Genomic DNA, 14,673 nt, shown 5'->3' with positions numbered 1-14,673 from the left:
GCAACATTTTTTCCCACCATAACCGACTAGTGCAAACGAGGCAACCACCCTACATTTGGCGTGTGACAAATGCCCAATTTCAGGAGAACCACATGGAAACCCTCGTGCAACCGCAAGTGCAACGTGCCCGCCTCGTCGAGCGCGTTATCACGGGCCGCCCCACCTCGGACGGCGCGGGCGTGAAGCTCACCCGCGTGCTGACGAACAACCTGCAACGCCGGCTCGATCCGTTCCTGATGCTGGACGCGTTTCGCAGTGACGACCCGAACGACTATCTGGCCGGCTTTCCCGATCACCCGCACCGCGGCTTTGAAACGGTGACATACATGATCGCGGGCCGCATGCGCCACCGCGACAGTGCGGGCCACGAAGGCCTCCTGCAACACGGCGGCGTACAGTGGATGACGGCCGGCAGCGGCGTCGTGCACTCGGAAATGCCGGAACAGGAGGACGGCGTGATGGAAGGCTTCCAGCTGTGGTTGAACCTGCCTGCCCGCGACAAGATGACAACACCGTGGTACCGCGACATTCCGTCGAACGAGATTCCCGAGTTCACAACGGAAGACAGCGTGGCCGTGCGTGTGATCGCGGGAGAATCGCACGGCGTGCAAGGTGCGATGACGCGTGAAGCAACGCAGCCGCTGTATCTGGACATCACGCTGCCGGCGGGGACGTCGTTTGCGCAGGCGCTGCCGGCCGGACACAACGCGTTCGTCTACGTGTTCCGTGGCAGCGCGCTGGTCGGTGACGCCGAAGCGTCTGGCGACGCGGGGCTGCAGCGCGTGGAAGACAAGCAGATGGCCATCCTCGCCAACACGGAAGGCAGTGACGGGGTAGTGATCCGTGCAGGCGACGCTGAGGCGCGTGTGTTGCTGGTGGCCGGCAAACCGCTGAACGAGTCGATCGCGCAATACGGCCCGTTCGTGATGAACACGCAAGAAGAGATCTTCCAGGCCGTGCGGGACTTCCAGGCCGGCAAGTTCGCCTAAGCCCAAGCCTCAAAGAAAAACCGCCGCTCGGTTTCACCAGAGCGGCGGTTCGTCCAACAGCGCGATCTGCTCGCGCAACTCCAACACCCGGTCCTGCCAGTAGCGTTGCGTGTTGAACCACGGAAACGCTGCAGGAAACGCCGGATCGTTCCAGCGACGCGCCAACCAGGCGCTGTAGTGCAGCAAGCGCAGCGTGCGCAGCGCTTCGACCAGATACAGTTCGCGCGTGTCGAATTCGCAGAAGTCCTCGTACCCGGCCAGCAGGCTGGCGAGCTGCGATTGCATCGACGCGCGATCGCCCGAGAGCAGCATCCACAGATCCTGCACGGCCGGGCCGGTGCGGCTGTCGTCAAAGTCGACGAAATGCGGACCGGCGCTGCGCAGTGGATCGCCCTGCTTGGCGTCGGCCTCTTCGATCCAGAGCACGTTCGAGGCGTGGCAATCGCCGTGCAGGCGCAGCAATGAAACGTCGCCCGCGCGGTCGTAGCAGCGGCGCACGCCGTCGAGTGCGGCGTCAGCCACGCTGCGCCAAGCCGGCAACAAATCGGGCGGGATGAAATCGTGTTCGAGCAGCCAGTCGCGCGATTGCACGCCGAAGGTGTCGATGTCGAGTGCGGGCCTGGCCACGAACGGCCGCCGCGCACCCACGACGTGGATGCGGCCAAGGAAGCGGCCCATCCACTCAAGCGTGTGGTCCTGGTCGATGGCCGGCACGCGGCCTGCGCAACGCGGGAAGACCGCGAAGTGCCAACGCTCGAACGCGTGCAGCGTGCGGCCGTCGATTTCCAGCGGCGCGACCACGGGGATCTCCGCCGCTGCGAGTTCTGCCGTGAAGGCGTGTTCCTCGACGATCTGCGCATCGGTCCAGCGGCCCGGGCGGTAGAACTTGACCACCACCGGCGCGCCATCTTCCACGCCGGCCTGGTACACGCGGTTTTCGTAGCTGTTGAGCGCGAACATGCGGCCGTCCGGCATCAGCCCGACCTCCGCCAGCGCATCCAGGATGCTGTCAGGCGTCAGGCCGTCGTAGGGCGCGTCAACTGATGCGGGGGGGCCGTCGTCGTGCATCAACGTCAGGCTTTACGGCCGCCGAGCAACGCAGCCGCCTTGGCGAACAAACCGTTGAACGGCTGCTTGGCCGGCTGTGCCTTATGGGCGGGCTGCGCAGCTTGCGTGTTCGATGCACGGCGTTGTTGACCGCCCTGCCCGCCTTGTCCATTGCCTTGGCCCTGGCCTTGACCGTTGCCCTGGCGCTGGCCGCGCGCCTGCGATTGGCCGTTGCCGTTGCCGTTGCCGTTGCCGGCACCGTGGCCATTGCGCGACTTCGGCGCCGCCTGGCCGTCGCGTTGACCTTGCGCCTGACGCTGGCGGCTGCCGGCACCATTGCGGCCTTGGCCTTGGCCTTGGCCTTGGCCTTGACCTTGGTTCTGACCCTGGCCCTGACCGTTACCGCTCGACTCGCGACGCGGCGCACGAGGCTCACGCGGAGCCCGCGGCTCGCGCGGCGCAGCGTTGCCGCTGGCCTGGCGCGGCTGCTGGCTGCGCCCACCGCCCGGGCGGCCACCGCGCGCGTTGCCACCACGGCCCGCGGAGTTGCGCCCGTTCGGAATCGGCTCCGCCGCGATGGACGGGTCCGGCTCGAAACCTTCCAGCACGGTACGCGGCAGTTCGCGCTTGATGAGGCGCTCGATGTCGCGCAGCAAGCCATGCTCGTCCACGCAGACCAGCGAAATCGCCTCGCCTTGCGCGCCGGCGCGGCCCGTGCGGCCGATACGGTGCACGTAGTCTTCCGGCACGTTCGGCAGGTCGAAGTTGACCACGTGCGGCAGTTGGTCGATGTCGATACCACGGGCGGCGATGTCGGTTGCAACCAGCACCCGCAGCGTCCCGGCCTTGAACTCCGTCAGCGCACGCGTGCGCGCCGATTGGCTCTTGTTGCCGTGGATGGCCAGCGCGGGAATGCCGTCGCGCGTGAGCTGCTCGGCCAGGCGGTTCGCGCCGTGCTTGGTGCGCGTGAAGACCAGCACCTGGTGCCAGTCGTTGTCGCGCACGAGCTTGGCCAGCAGTTCGCGCTTGCGCTCTCGGTCGACCGGGTAGATGCGTTGTTCGACTGTTTCGGCGGTCGTGTTGCGGCGCGCGACTTCGATCAGCGCCGGCTTGTCCAGCAGGCGATCGGCCAGTTCGCGAATGTCGTCGGAGAACGTTGCCGAGAACAGCAGGTTCTGTCGCTTCGGCGGGAGGATGTTGAGGATCTTGCGGATGTCGTGGATGAAGCCCATGTCCAGCATGCGATCGGCTTCGTCCAGCACCAGCAGTTCAATGTGGGACAGATCGATGGTGCGCTGGCCGACATGGTCCAGCAGGCGGCCCGGCGTGGCCACAACGATATCGACCCCGCGCTTGAGTGCATCGATCTGCGGGTTGATGCCGACGCCGCCGAACATCACCATCGACTTCAGCGGCAGGTATTTGCCATAGGCGCGCACGCTTTCTTCCACCTGCGCGGCAAGCTCACGCGTGGGCGTCAGCACCAGCGCGCGGATCGGAAAGCGCATGCCCTGCGGCGTTTGCACCTTGTTGGGCTGCGATGCCGACAGGCGGTGCAGCAGCGGCAGCGTGAAACCGGCGGTCTTGCCGGTGCCGGTCTGTGCACCGGCGAGCAGGTCACCGCCCTTGAGGATGGCGGGGATGGCCTGGCGTTGAATCGGAGTGGGTTCTGCGTAGCCGAGTTCGGCCACGGCACGTACCAGCTTGTCTGACAAGCCGAGTTCGGAAAACGACATGGAAAAGCGATTGGACCGGCGTGTCCCGCGCATTCGTTCGTGCGCCAATCGTGGACAAAGCCTGGGTAGGTGACGGGGCGACTGGACCCCGGGGACTGCAAGAAGGGCGCTAGTTTAACAGGTGATGGTGTTTACCCCACCGCCGCCGCAAGGCCTCCACGGCGTATTCACCACATTCCCGGCCGCTCCCTCAACGCATACCGTCGGAATTGCACGGGGAATGCGCCTCCGGCTGTAGACGGACGCCGCTTCCGCCTATCGCGAAGATCGGCATTCGTGGGTGGAGGTCTCGACGCTGGTCGTCCAGGACGGCGGCTCCATCTCCCCCTCCTGCACAAAACCCTGCCGCATTTTTCGGCGGTCTGACCTCGCTCCATCGGCCGGCCGGCTGACCCGCTCATCGGGTGCGAGCCTGGTTGAGCTTTCTCATGTTTGCGCTCACTCACTTTCCGGGCCACGTGTTTCATACATTGGTTGGGCAAGCTCTTCCGGTCTAGAGTGCTTGCTCGAATTGGGCGCTTGGCGTTTTCAAACGTCTGTTCCTAACATGCCCGGGCAACCCCATACACATGTTTGAATCGTACGTTCGAGCGCTGCACCGCAGCAATCGAGGCCGATATCAGGCTTAAAAAAACGAGGTAGGAGACATGGGACGTCCTGGAGCAGGAGACACCAAGGGCCGCATTCTGGAAGCCACCGAACTGCTGTTCATCGAGTTCGGCTACGAGGCGATGTCGTTGCGGCAGATCACGGCACGCGCCAAGGTCAATCTGGCGGCAGTCAATTATCACTTCGGCAGCAAGGAAGCGTTGATGCAGTCGGTGCTGGGGCGCCGTCTCGACCCGCTCAACACGCGCCGGCTGGCGCTGCTGGATGCGTGCGAAGAACGCTGGACGAAAGAGCAGCTGACCTGCGACCACGTGCTCGGCGCGCTGTTCGTGCCGGCTCTGCAGATGGCGCGCAACCCTGACACCGGCGGGCCTGCGTTCCTGCGGCTGATGGGGCGGGTGTATTCCGATACTTCGCCGTTCGTGCAGAACTATCTGCTCGGTCACTATGCGCCGGTGTTCGATCGCTTTTTCGAAGCCTTCTCGCGCGCGCTGCCACACCTGCCGCGGGCAGAACTGGGCTGGCGCCTGCACTTTGCGCTCAAGGCACTCGCCGGCGTGCTGGCGGGGGACGACCTCAACAATCTGCTGCCGCTGTTCACGCAGGGCAAGCCGATGAACGATGCCTCACTCCTGGCACGCCTGACGGCGCTGGTGGTGGCCACGCTCAACGCCCCGCTGCCGGGCGAGGCCGGCGCGCTCGACCAGGTCGTCGAACTGGCCGAAGCACAGGTGCCCACGCCGGTCGCGCAAGCAGACGACGCCTCCAACGGCAACGACAGCGGCCACGGCGGCTCGGGCCGCCACGCCGGGCACGGCAATGGCCGCATCACCGAACGCAGCGCGACGCCTGCCACGGCCTCGCCCTTCGCCGGCGATTTGTTCGGCCGCACGCCGGGTTCTCGCGCCAGCGCAGACGATGCCGCGGACGACCACGACGACCTCAGCGCCGACGAGCACGACGATCACCACGGTACCGATAGCGACGGCCCCGCGCCCTCGGCGCGCACACGGGCATTGGCGATTCGCCGGAGCAACGCCGCACGCGCCATCTTCCCGGCCAACCCGATGCGGCCCTGGCGCAGCCCCAACGCCTGACAACGCGGGCGCCGCGCGGCACTCCCGTGTGCAGGCACGGGAGTCGCTCCGGTGTTCGGCAGGTGCCGCCGCATGTTCGAGACAGCCGGCACATCAACGCATCGAATGGAGACCCTCATGACGACGATCTGGATCGTCCTGCTTTGCATCGGCGCGCTCGCTCTCGCCAGCATGGAAGCCTCGGCATTCGCCTGGTTGATCGCAACGGCGGTGTGGCTGGTCGCCGGTGCTTGGCTGGGCCTCGTCGGCCCGGTGATGACAACGGTGCTCGCCATCGTCTTTGTGCTGCCCGCGCTGGTGCTTGCGGTCAAGCCGTTGCGCCGGGCACTCATCACGCGCCCGGTGCTGGCGATGTTCCGCAAGATCATGCCGGAGATGTCGCAGACGGAGCGCGACGCCATTGAAGCCGGCACGGTCTGGTGGGATGCCGAATTGTTCTCCGGCCGGCCGAACTGGTCGCGTTTGCTGTCTTCCCCGCCGCCCAGTCTGTCGGCGGAAGAGCAATCCTTCCTCGACGTCGAAACTGAAAAGCTTTGCGACCTTGCCAACGATTGGGAAAGTACGCAGATCTGGCAAGACCTGTCGCCCGAGGCGTGGGCTTATGCCAAGCGCGCGGGCTTCCTCGGCATGATCATCCCGAAGGAATACGGCGGCAAGGGCTTCTCGGCGTATGCGCACTCGCAGGTCATCATGAAGCTGTCGACGCGCTGCTCCGCTGCAGCCGTGTCGGTCATGGTGCCCAACTCTCTGGGCCCCGCCGAGCTGCTTCTGCACTACGGCACCGAAGCGCAAAAGGACCATTACCTGCCGCGCCTCGCACGCGGGGAAGAAATCCCCTGCTTTGCGCTGACCAACGCGTATGCCGGCTCCGATGCCGCCGCCATTCCCGATGTGGGCGTGGTCTGCCGCGGCATGCACGAAGGCCGCGAGACCCTTGGCTTTCGCGTGACATGGAGCAAGCGCTACATCACGCTCGGCCCCATCGCGACGGTGCTGGGACTGGCCTTCCGTGCAGTCGATCCGGATGGCTTGCTCGGTGCCGACAAGGAACCCGGCATCACGTGCGCGCTCATCCCGACCAAGCATCCGGGCGTGAACATCGGCCGCCGCCATTGGCCACTCAATGCGGTGTTCCAGAACGGCCCCAATTGGGGCAAGGATGTGTTCATCCCCATCGACTGGGTGATCGGCGGCCGGGCACAGGTCGGCCGTGGCTGGCGCATGCTGATGGAATGCCTGGCAGCCGGCCGCGCCATCTCGCTGCCTTCGTCGAACGTGGGCATGGCCAAGCTGGCCGTGCGCAGCACCGGCGCGTACGCCGCCGTGCGTCGCCAGTTCCGTACGCCCATCGGCAAGTTCGAGGGCATTCAGGAAGCGCTTGGCCGCATGGGCGGCAATCTGTACATGATGGACTCGGCGCGGCGTCTGTCCGCGTTGGCCGTCGACCTGGGCGAAAAGCCTTCAGTCATCTCCGCCATTGCCAAATACCACGTCACCGAACGTGCGCGCGATGTGGTCACCGATGCGATGGACATCGTGGGCGGCAAGGGCATCTGCATGGGCCCGAACAACTTCCTGGCGCGTGCATACCAGCAGGTGCCGATTGCCATCACGGTGGAAGGCGCGAACATCATGACGCGCTGCCTGATCATCTTCGGGCAGGGCGTGATCCGTTGCCATCCGTATGTGCTGCGCGAGATGACCGCCGCACAAGGCGCCGATTCACCCGAGACGCTGCGTGCGTTCGATACGGCGCTGTTCGGCCACGGCGCATTCATCGCGGGCAACGTGGTGCGCGCCTTCCTGCATGCGCTCTCCGGTGGCCGCGTCACAAGCGCGCCGGGCAATGCCGCACCGGAAATGCAGCGCTACTACCGGGCCGTGAACCGCTTCTCGACTGCGCTGGCGCTGCTGTCCGATGTGTCGATGTTTACGCTGGGCGGTACGCTCAAGCGCCGCGAGAGCATCACGGGGCGGCTTGGCGACATCCTTTCGCAGATGTACCTGATCTCGTCCACGCTCAAGCGCTTTGAAGATGAAGGCCGCCCCGCCGAAGACACGTCGCTCGTGCACTGGTCGGTGCAGGACGCGCTGGTGAAGGCACACGATGCGCTCGACGGTGTGCTGGCCAACTTCCCGAACGCAGGCATCGCGGCGCTACTGCGCGCGCTGATCTTCCCGTTCGGTACGCCGTATCGCAAGCCGTCGGATGCGCTGGCCGCGCAGGTCGCCGAGCTGATGCAAACGCCGGGCGCTGTCCGCGATCGGCTGCTTGCCGACTCGTACTGCCCGACGCCCGAAGTCGACCCGATCGCCTATGGCGAGGCGGCCTTCCGTCTGCAACCGGCCGTGGACGCAATCGAGCAACGCTTGAAACCGGCCATCCGGGCAGGCAAGCTGCCGCCCGTGCCGCAGAGCCTGCCCGACTTCGAAGCCTGGACGGCGCAAGCCGTCGCACAGAACCTCATCTATGAAAGCGAACGCAAGCAACTGTGCGACTACGCGCGCTACGGTGAGCACGCCGTTGCTGTGGATGACTTCCCGCCCGACTTCAACCTGATGGCCGACCTGCAGCGTCGCAAGGATGCGCTTGATGCCCTGCACGCCGCCGAGCGCCGCGCAGCCTGATGGTCCGGGCCTGACCAACGACAACAACAACGATGCAAGATAAGTACCTCGATTTCGTCGGTTCCGGTTTCGGCAAGTGGCTGTCCGCCAACCTCGGCTTGCCACAGCCGGTGCCGTTGCGCCGTTATGTGCCGGGGGAGCCGGAATTCGTCGGGCCGTTCCTGGTGGGTGCGGCGCCGGGTGGCTCCATGCGTGAGACGCTCGCGGCGCTGTTTGCCGAGACCGGCGTACCCACGCGCTTTCATGAAAGCGATCCGGAGTGGCTTGGTGCCGCCAACCGGCACGGCCAGATCACGGGCCGCTTTGTCGCCCCGACGGGCAAGGACGGCGAGGCGTTTGATCGCATTGGCGGCATCGTTTTCGATGCCACGGGCATTGCGTCGGTCGACGGCCTCGATGCGCTGTATCACGTGTTTCACGATGGCGTGCGGGCCATCGGCCGTTGTGGGCGCGTGGTCGTGATCGGCCGTCCGCCCGAAGGCAGCAAGACACCCGACGCGGCGATCGCGCAGCGGGCGCTGGAAGGACTCACGCGATCTCTCGGCAAGGAAGTCCGGCGCGGCTGCACGGCGCAGCTCGTCTACGTAGCGGAGGGTGCGGAAAACGTGGCCGCGTCGACGCTGCGGTTTCTGCTGTCGGCGCGCTCGGCGTATGTGTCGGGCCAGGTGGTGCGCGTGCATCGCGCCGCAGCGGTCTCGGTGGATTGGCAGAAGCCGCTGGCCGGCCGCACCGCTCTGGTGACCGGTGCCTCGCGCGGCATCGGCGCGGCCATTGCGCACGTGTTGGCGCGTGATGGTGCGCGCGTGCTCTGCCTGGACGTGCCCGCCGCACAAGAGGCGCTGGGCGCCGTCGCCCAGGAAATCGGCGGTGAAGCCATGGCATACGACATTGCCGCGCCTGAAACACCCGCCTTGCTCGCGCAGCAACTTGCCGCATTGGGCGGCATCGACATCCTCGTGCACAACGCCGGCATCACGCGCGACAAGACCATCGCCCGCATGACCGAACCCGCGTGGCGCAGCGTGCTCGATATCAACCTCGCCGCTCAGTTGCGCATCAACGACGCACTGCTTGCTGCCAATGCGCTGCACACGGGCGGAGCCATCGTCTGCGTGTCGTCCATCAGCGGCATCGCAGGCAACATGGGGCAAACCAACTACGCGACGTCCAAAGCCGGCGTGATTGGCCTCGTGCAGGCTGGCGCGCCGTTGCTGGCGGAACGCGGCATCACCATCAACGCGGTTGCGCCGGGCTTTATCGAAACGCAGATGACCGCAGCCGTGCCGTTTGCCATTCGTGAAGCCGGCCGCCGGATGAATTCGATGAGCCAGGGCGGCCAGCCCGTCGACGTGGCCGAGACGATTGCGTGGTTCGCCAACCCTGCGTCGAACGGCGTAACGGGCAACATCGTGCGCGTGTGCGGGCAAAGCCTGCTCGGCGCCTGAGCGATCGTGCGCACGCTGGCCCCGCTCTTCCCCATGATCGCCACGCAGACGCTGGTGACGGCGCCACCATCGCCGGGGGCGCTGGCGTGGCGCGCGCTGCTGTCGCAACGTAAAGGCAAGCGTGGCGGACCGCTGCCGCGCCACACCCTGGTGCGGCAGGAAGTGCCGCTCGACGCCGGGCACATCGCTCTGTACGCAGCGGTGTGCGGCTTCTCCGCGGCGCATGGCGTGCCGATGACGTATCCGCACTTGCTAGGCTTTCCGCTGCAGCTCATGCTGATGACGGAATCGGCGTTTCCCTATCCGGTCATCGGCCTGGTGCACCTGTGCAACACGATCCGCCAACACCAGGGTTTGCAGGTGGGTGAGCGCGTGCGCGTGGAAGTGCGCCCCCGCCGGTTGTTCCACCATGCACGCGGACAGGCGTTCGCCATCGAAACGGCCATCGTCAAAGGCGGGGCCGTGGTGTGGGAATCGCTGTCGACCTATTTGCGCGTGGGCGTGCCTTCTCCGCAAGGTGCGCCGCTGATTGCGCTGCCCGGTGCCCAGACCTTGTCACCAGACGGCCGCTGGGATGTGCCCGCCGACACCGGCCGACGCTACGCCGGCGTGTCGGGCGACTGGAACCCCATCCACGTGTCCACTATCGGTGCAAGGCTGTTCGGCTTTGCGCATCCCATCGCTCACGGTATGTGGACGAAGGCCCGAGCGCTGGCAGAGCTGTTGCCCGCGGCGCCGCTCACGCAAGGCGAAGTGCTGGCCGAATTCAAGGCGCCGCTATCACTGCCGGGGACGGCGACGCTGTGGCAAGCCAGCGAAGCCACCCCGGGCCGCGCCTTTGAAGTGCGCAACGCCACGGGCGACAAACCCTATCTGCGCGGCATGCTGACGCTGCCGCAAGCACAACAAGACAACACGGGAGACTGAATTCATGCTCGTCAACGCGCAGCTGCGCCGCGTGGCCATCCTCGGCGGTAACCGCATCCCGTTTGCCCGCTCGAACACGGCCTACGCCACGGCTTCGAACCAGCAGATGCTGACCGCCGCGCTGCAAGGCCTGATCGACCGCTTCAACCTGCATGGCCAGCGTCTGGACGAAGTCGTGGCCGGCGCGGTCATCAAGCACGCGCGCGATTTCAACCTGACGCGCGAAACGGTGCTGTCTACCACGCTCGCCAAGCAGACGCCCGCGTACGACATCCAGCAGGCCTGTGGCACCGGGCTGGAAGCCGCCATCCTCGTTGCCAACAAGATTGCACTGGGGCAGATCGACGTGGGCATTGCCGGCGGCACGGACACTACCTCCGATGCGCCCGTCGGCCTGAACGAAAAGATGCGCAAGATCCTGCTGGAGGCCAACCGCGCCAAGTCCACGGGCGCGCGCGTCAAAGCGCTGGCCGGCCTGCGGCCATCGATGTTCGTGCGCCCGCTCCTGCCGCGCAACAGCGAGCCGCGCACTGGCCTGTCGATGGGCGAACACTGCGAGCTGATGGCCAAGCGCTGGGGCATCCGTCGCGAAGACCAGGACGCGCTGGCCCTACGCAGCCACCACAACCTCACGGCGGCCTACGAGCGCGGGTTCTTCACCGACCTGATGACCGCCCACCTCGGGCTCGATCGTGACAACAATCTGCGCAGCAACTTGACCATCGAGCAACTGGCGAAGCTGCAGCCGGTATTCGACCGCAGCGCCGCCGGCACCATGACGGCCGGCAACTCCACGCCGCTCACCGATGGCGCTTCGTGCGTGCTGCTCGCCAGCGAAGACTGGGCGCGCGCGCACCACCTGCCAGTGCTCGCCTACATGACCTGCGCGGACACGGCGGCTGTCGACTTCTTCAGCGGCACGCCGGAGCAGAACGAAGGGCTCTTGATGGCCCCGGCCTATGCCGTTTCCCGCATGCTGGAGCGCGCGGGCCTGACGCTGCAGGACTTCGACTACTACGAAATTCACGAAGCCTTTGCAGCGCAAGTCCTGTGTACGCTGGCGGCGTGGGAATCGCCCGAATACTGTCGCGAAAAGCTGGGCCGCAGTGCGCCGATGGGCAGCATCGACCGCAGCAAACTCAACGTGAACGGCAGCTCGCTGGGCACAGGGCATCCATTTGCCGCCACGGGCGGGCGCATTGTCGCGACGCTGGCGAAGATGCTGGCGCAGCGCGGCAGCGGCCGCGGGCTGGTGTCGATCTGTGCCGCGGGCGGGCAAGGTGTCGTCGCCATTCTGGAGCGCCCCGAAACGATGTCGCAGTAATCCGCTCGGGCCACAACGGGAACGGCCCGCGTCTACCAAGATTCAAAACCCGCGCGGCACACAATAAAACCACGCCGCGTTTTTCATGGACGGAGACACCATGAACACCGTTGCCGACCGCAGCGATCTGACCGATCGCATCTGGCTGAAGTCGTACCCCGAGGGCGTGCCCGCGGAGATCAATCCCGATCGTTATCACTCGCTGGTCGAGGTGTTTCGGGAATCGGTGGAGAAATACCGTACCCGCGTCGCCTACGTGAGTGTCGGCACCGAGATGACCTATGACGAATGCGAGCGCCAGGCCAAGCAGTTTGCGGCGTGGCTGCAGTCGCGCGGCGTAAAGAAAGGCGATCGGGTGGCGATCATGCTGCCCAACAGCCTGCAGTACCCCGTGTGCCTGTTCGGCACGCTGCTGGCCGGCGCCATCGTCGTCAACGTCAACCCGTTGTACACGGTGCCGGAGCTGGCCCACCAGTTGCGCGATTCCGGCGCACAAACGATCGTCGTGCTGGAGAACTTCGCGCGCACGCTCGAGCAGGCGCTGCCCGGCAGCCAGGTGCGCAACATCGTCATCACGGGCATCGGCGACCTGATGGGCGGGGCGCTCAACCTCAAGGGCCGCGCGCTGAACTTCGTGATGCGCCACGTGCAGAAGCAGGTGCCGCCGTACAAGCTGCCCTCGCCGGTCTGGCTGCGCGATGCGCTGGCCGCAGGGGGCTCACGGACACTGCAGTCACTGCAGCTGGCGCCGGAAGACCTGGCCTTCCTGCAATACACGGGCGGCACCACGGGCGTGGCCAAGGGCGCAATGCTCACGCACCGCAACATCATCGCCAACCTGCTGCAGGCCGAAGAGTGGTCCAAGAGCATGCTCAACGGCGGCGTGGAAACCAACGTCACGCTGCTGCCGCTGTATCACATCTTCTCGCTCACGGTGAACCTGCTGATGTTCATGACACTGGGCGGGCGCAATATCCTGATCGCCAATCCGCGTGACACCAAGCGCGTGATCTTCATCCTGCGCAACGAACGGTTCTCTGGCATTGCGGGGGTGAACACGCTCTTCAACGCACTGCTGGAAGACCCGGACTTCGCCAAGCGCGACTTCTCGGCCATGAAGATCACCATCGGTGGCGGCATGGCGGTGCAGCGCGCCATTGCCCAGCGCTGGAAGGAAGTCACGGGCCACACCATCGTTGAAGGCTACGGGCTGACGGAATGCTCGCCCGTCGTCTCGATGAACCCGCCGCATGTGACCGAATTCAGCGGCACGATCGGGCTGCCCGCGCCCTCCACCGAAGTGCGCTTCAAGCGCGACGACGGCACGATCGCGCCGCTCGGCGAGCCCGGCGAACTGCAGGTGCGTGGGCCGCAGGTCATGCGAGGGTACTGGCAGCGCCCCGATGAGACCGCCAAGTCCATCGACGCCGAAGGGTGGTTCTCCACCGGCGATATCGGTGTGATGGATGCCAACGGCTACATCCGCCTGATCGACCGCAAGAAGGACATGATCCTCGTGTCGGGCTTCAATGTGTATCCGAACGAGATCGAAGACGTGGTGGCACTGCACCCCGACGTGCTGGAGGTGGCGGCCATCGGCGTGCCCGACCCGGTGGCCGGCGAGCGCGTGAAGATCATCGTGGTGCCGCGCACCGGCGCGCTGACCGAGCCCGCGCTGCTCGAACACTGCCGCGCCCACCTGACCGGCTACAAGATGCCGCGCATCGTCGAGTTCCGCCACGAAGAGCTGCCCAAGTCGACGGTGGGCAAGATCCTGCGTCGCGAACTGCGCGATGCCGATCCGGACATCAAGCGCGCCCGCGCGCAAGCTCAGCAATAACACCGACAGCGGAGACTCGTATGCAATTGCGTACCCTCGCCCTGGCCACGCTGCTGGCCGGTGCCGTACACGCCTGGGCCCAGCCTGCCGCGCCGGATGCTTCTGTGCCAGCGGCAGCCGCGCCGACCGCCACACAGACCGCCGCATCGCAATCGGCGGCCATCGGCAGCTTTGCCGCCATGGACATCGCCAGGCAAACGGCTTGGCTCGGCAGCCAGGTCAACGCCAACGCGTTCGCCAGTTGGTCGGACGAAGACGTCCTGGCCATGGCGCAGGCCATGAAGCCCGAAACGCTGGTGCGCTGGCTCAAGGGCGAGGCGGCCAAGCTGCCCGAATATGAATACCGCATGCGCCGCCAGGAACGCGTGAGAGACCAGTGGCAAAGCCAACCGGCGCTCATGCTGATCCGCTACCGCAACGCCCCACGCCAGGTCCACGCGCGCTGGCTCAAGGGCGGTTCTCACGCCGGCCAGGAAATCATCTACGACGAAACCGTGCGCAAGGACGAGATGTACGGCCACCTTGGCGGGCTTGTCGGCTTCGTGGCGATCTGGAGCGCACTGGATGGCTCGCTGGCCAGATCGCAGTCGAACCACACGGCGCGTGAGCTTGGGCTGCAGTTCATCGTCGATTCGGTCGAGCGCGACGGACGCGCCCACGTGGCTGCCGGCGGCAGCGGCAAGTTCAACGAAGCCAAGGTGGTGACCGAAGACGGCGAGCGCATGCTGCGGCTGACCTGGGATTCACCAAGCGGGCCGCCCACGCTCTACGCCAAGCGCGTGCGCCTGTATTTCGACCTCAAAAACCCGTGGGTGCGCATTGAAGAGGCGTGGGACGAATCGGGCAATCAGCTCGAGAAAATCGTCATTGAGAGCGTGACGCGCAAGACCTGGAACGACCAGACTTTCAACCCCAAAAATCCTGAATACAAGTTTTAGACTGCGGCCCCAAGACCGTTGTGGGCCAAGGCTCCGCCGTCCGGCGGACAGTATGAAACGAGACTAGGGGAAACCCCTTGTTGCGTGCGTACA

At 65.8% G+C, this 14,673-nt stretch carries 10 protein-coding genes; 8 read left to right on the top strand and 2 right to left on the bottom strand.

Translation table 11 applies throughout. The features are described 5' to 3' along the window. Positions 1-92 precede the first annotated feature (92 nt). Positions 93-989: a pirin family protein gene (locus RP6297_RS02120; RefSeq protein WP_037027504.1), complete on the top strand. Its 897-nt coding sequence runs from the start codon at positions 93-95 to the stop codon at positions 987-989. Positions 990-1,022: 33 nt separating this feature from the next. Here RP6297_RS02120 and RP6297_RS02115 read toward each other — a convergent pair whose 3' ends face one another. Next, the gene (locus tag RP6297_RS02115) at positions 1,023-2,057 is read right to left on the bottom strand and encodes a serine/threonine protein kinase (RefSeq protein ID WP_037028728.1); all 1,035 of its coding nucleotides are present in this window, start codon (positions 2,055-2,057) and stop codon (positions 1,023-1,025) included. Positions 2,058-2,062: 5 nt separating this feature from the next. Beyond that, the gene (locus tag RP6297_RS02110; protein ID WP_037028729.1) at positions 2,063-3,772 is read right to left on the bottom strand and encodes a DEAD/DEAH box helicase; all 1,710 of its coding nucleotides are present in this window, start codon (positions 3,770-3,772) and stop codon (positions 2,063-2,065) included. Between the two features lie 647 nt (positions 3,773-4,419). Between RP6297_RS02110 and RP6297_RS02105 the strand changes: the two genes are divergently transcribed. From RP6297_RS02105 to RP6297_RS02075, 7 genes are all read left to right on the top strand, one after another. Beyond that, the gene (locus RP6297_RS02105) at positions 4,420-5,478 is read left to right on the top strand and encodes a TetR/AcrR family transcriptional regulator (RefSeq protein ID WP_037027507.1); all 1,059 of its coding nucleotides are present in this window, start codon (positions 4,420-4,422) and stop codon (positions 5,476-5,478) included. 117 nt (positions 5,479-5,595) lie between these two features. Further along, the gene (locus tag RP6297_RS02100) at positions 5,596-8,106 is read left to right on the top strand and encodes an acyl-CoA dehydrogenase (RefSeq protein ID WP_037027510.1); all 2,511 of its coding nucleotides are present in this window, start codon (positions 5,596-5,598) and stop codon (positions 8,104-8,106) included. Positions 8,107-8,138: 32 nt separating this feature from the next. Further along, positions 8,139-9,551 carry a 3-oxoacyl-ACP reductase gene (locus tag RP6297_RS02095; RefSeq protein ID WP_037027512.1) on the top strand — a complete coding sequence of 471 codons (1,413 nt, stop codon included), beginning with the start codon at positions 8,139-8,141 and terminating at the stop codon, positions 9,549-9,551. Positions 9,552-9,557: 6 nt separating this feature from the next. Next, positions 9,558-10,478: a MaoC/PaaZ C-terminal domain-containing protein gene (locus RP6297_RS02090; protein WP_037027514.1), complete on the top strand. Its 921-nt coding sequence runs from the start codon at positions 9,558-9,560 to the stop codon at positions 10,476-10,478. Between the two features lie 4 nt (positions 10,479-10,482). Continuing rightward, positions 10,483-11,802: an acetyl-CoA C-acetyltransferase gene (locus tag RP6297_RS02085; RefSeq protein ID WP_037027517.1), complete on the top strand. Its 1,320-nt coding sequence runs from the start codon at positions 10,483-10,485 to the stop codon at positions 11,800-11,802. Between the two features lie 100 nt (positions 11,803-11,902). Next, on the top strand, positions 11,903-13,642 hold the full coding sequence (locus RP6297_RS02080; protein ID WP_037027519.1) for an AMP-binding protein: 1,740 nt from the start codon (positions 11,903-11,905) through the stop codon (positions 13,640-13,642). 20 nt (positions 13,643-13,662) lie between these two features. Beyond that, positions 13,663-14,580, top strand: a complete 918-nt coding sequence (locus RP6297_RS02075; protein WP_037027521.1) for a DUF1571 domain-containing protein — start codon at positions 13,663-13,665, stop codon at positions 14,578-14,580. Positions 14,581-14,673 lie beyond the last annotated feature (93 nt).

It is taken from the genome of Ralstonia pickettii (assembly GCF_016466415.2).
GTDB classification, from domain to species: Bacteria; Pseudomonadota; Gammaproteobacteria; order Burkholderiales; family Burkholderiaceae; genus Ralstonia; species Ralstonia pickettii.
This window is presented reverse-complemented; position numbering and strand designations above follow the sequence as displayed.

Excerpts from the sequence above, each read along its gene's own strand:
- RP6297_RS02120 (WP_037027504.1), top strand. The coding sequence starts at position 93 with ATGGAAACCCTCGTGCAACCGCAAGTGCAACGTGCCCGCCTCGTCGAG.
- RP6297_RS02115 (WP_037028728.1), bottom strand. The coding sequence starts at position 2,057 with ATGCACGACGACGGCCCCCCCGCATCAGTTGACGCGCCCTACGACGGC.
- RP6297_RS02110 (WP_037028729.1), bottom strand. The coding sequence starts at position 3,772 with ATGTCGTTTTCCGAACTCGGCTTGTCAGACAAGCTGGTACGTGCCGTG.
- RP6297_RS02105 (WP_037027507.1), top strand. The coding sequence starts at position 4,420 with ATGGGACGTCCTGGAGCAGGAGACACCAAGGGCCGCATTCTGGAAGCC.
- RP6297_RS02100 (WP_037027510.1), top strand. The coding sequence starts at position 5,596 with ATGACGACGATCTGGATCGTCCTGCTTTGCATCGGCGCGCTCGCTCTC.
- RP6297_RS02095 (WP_037027512.1), top strand. The coding sequence starts at position 8,139 with ATGCAAGATAAGTACCTCGATTTCGTCGGTTCCGGTTTCGGCAAGTGG.
- RP6297_RS02085 (WP_037027517.1), top strand. The coding sequence starts at position 10,483 with ATGCTCGTCAACGCGCAGCTGCGCCGCGTGGCCATCCTCGGCGGTAAC.
- RP6297_RS02080 (WP_037027519.1), top strand. The coding sequence starts at position 11,903 with ATGAACACCGTTGCCGACCGCAGCGATCTGACCGATCGCATCTGGCTG.
- RP6297_RS02075 (WP_037027521.1), top strand. The coding sequence starts at position 13,663 with ATGCAATTGCGTACCCTCGCCCTGGCCACGCTGCTGGCCGGTGCCGTA.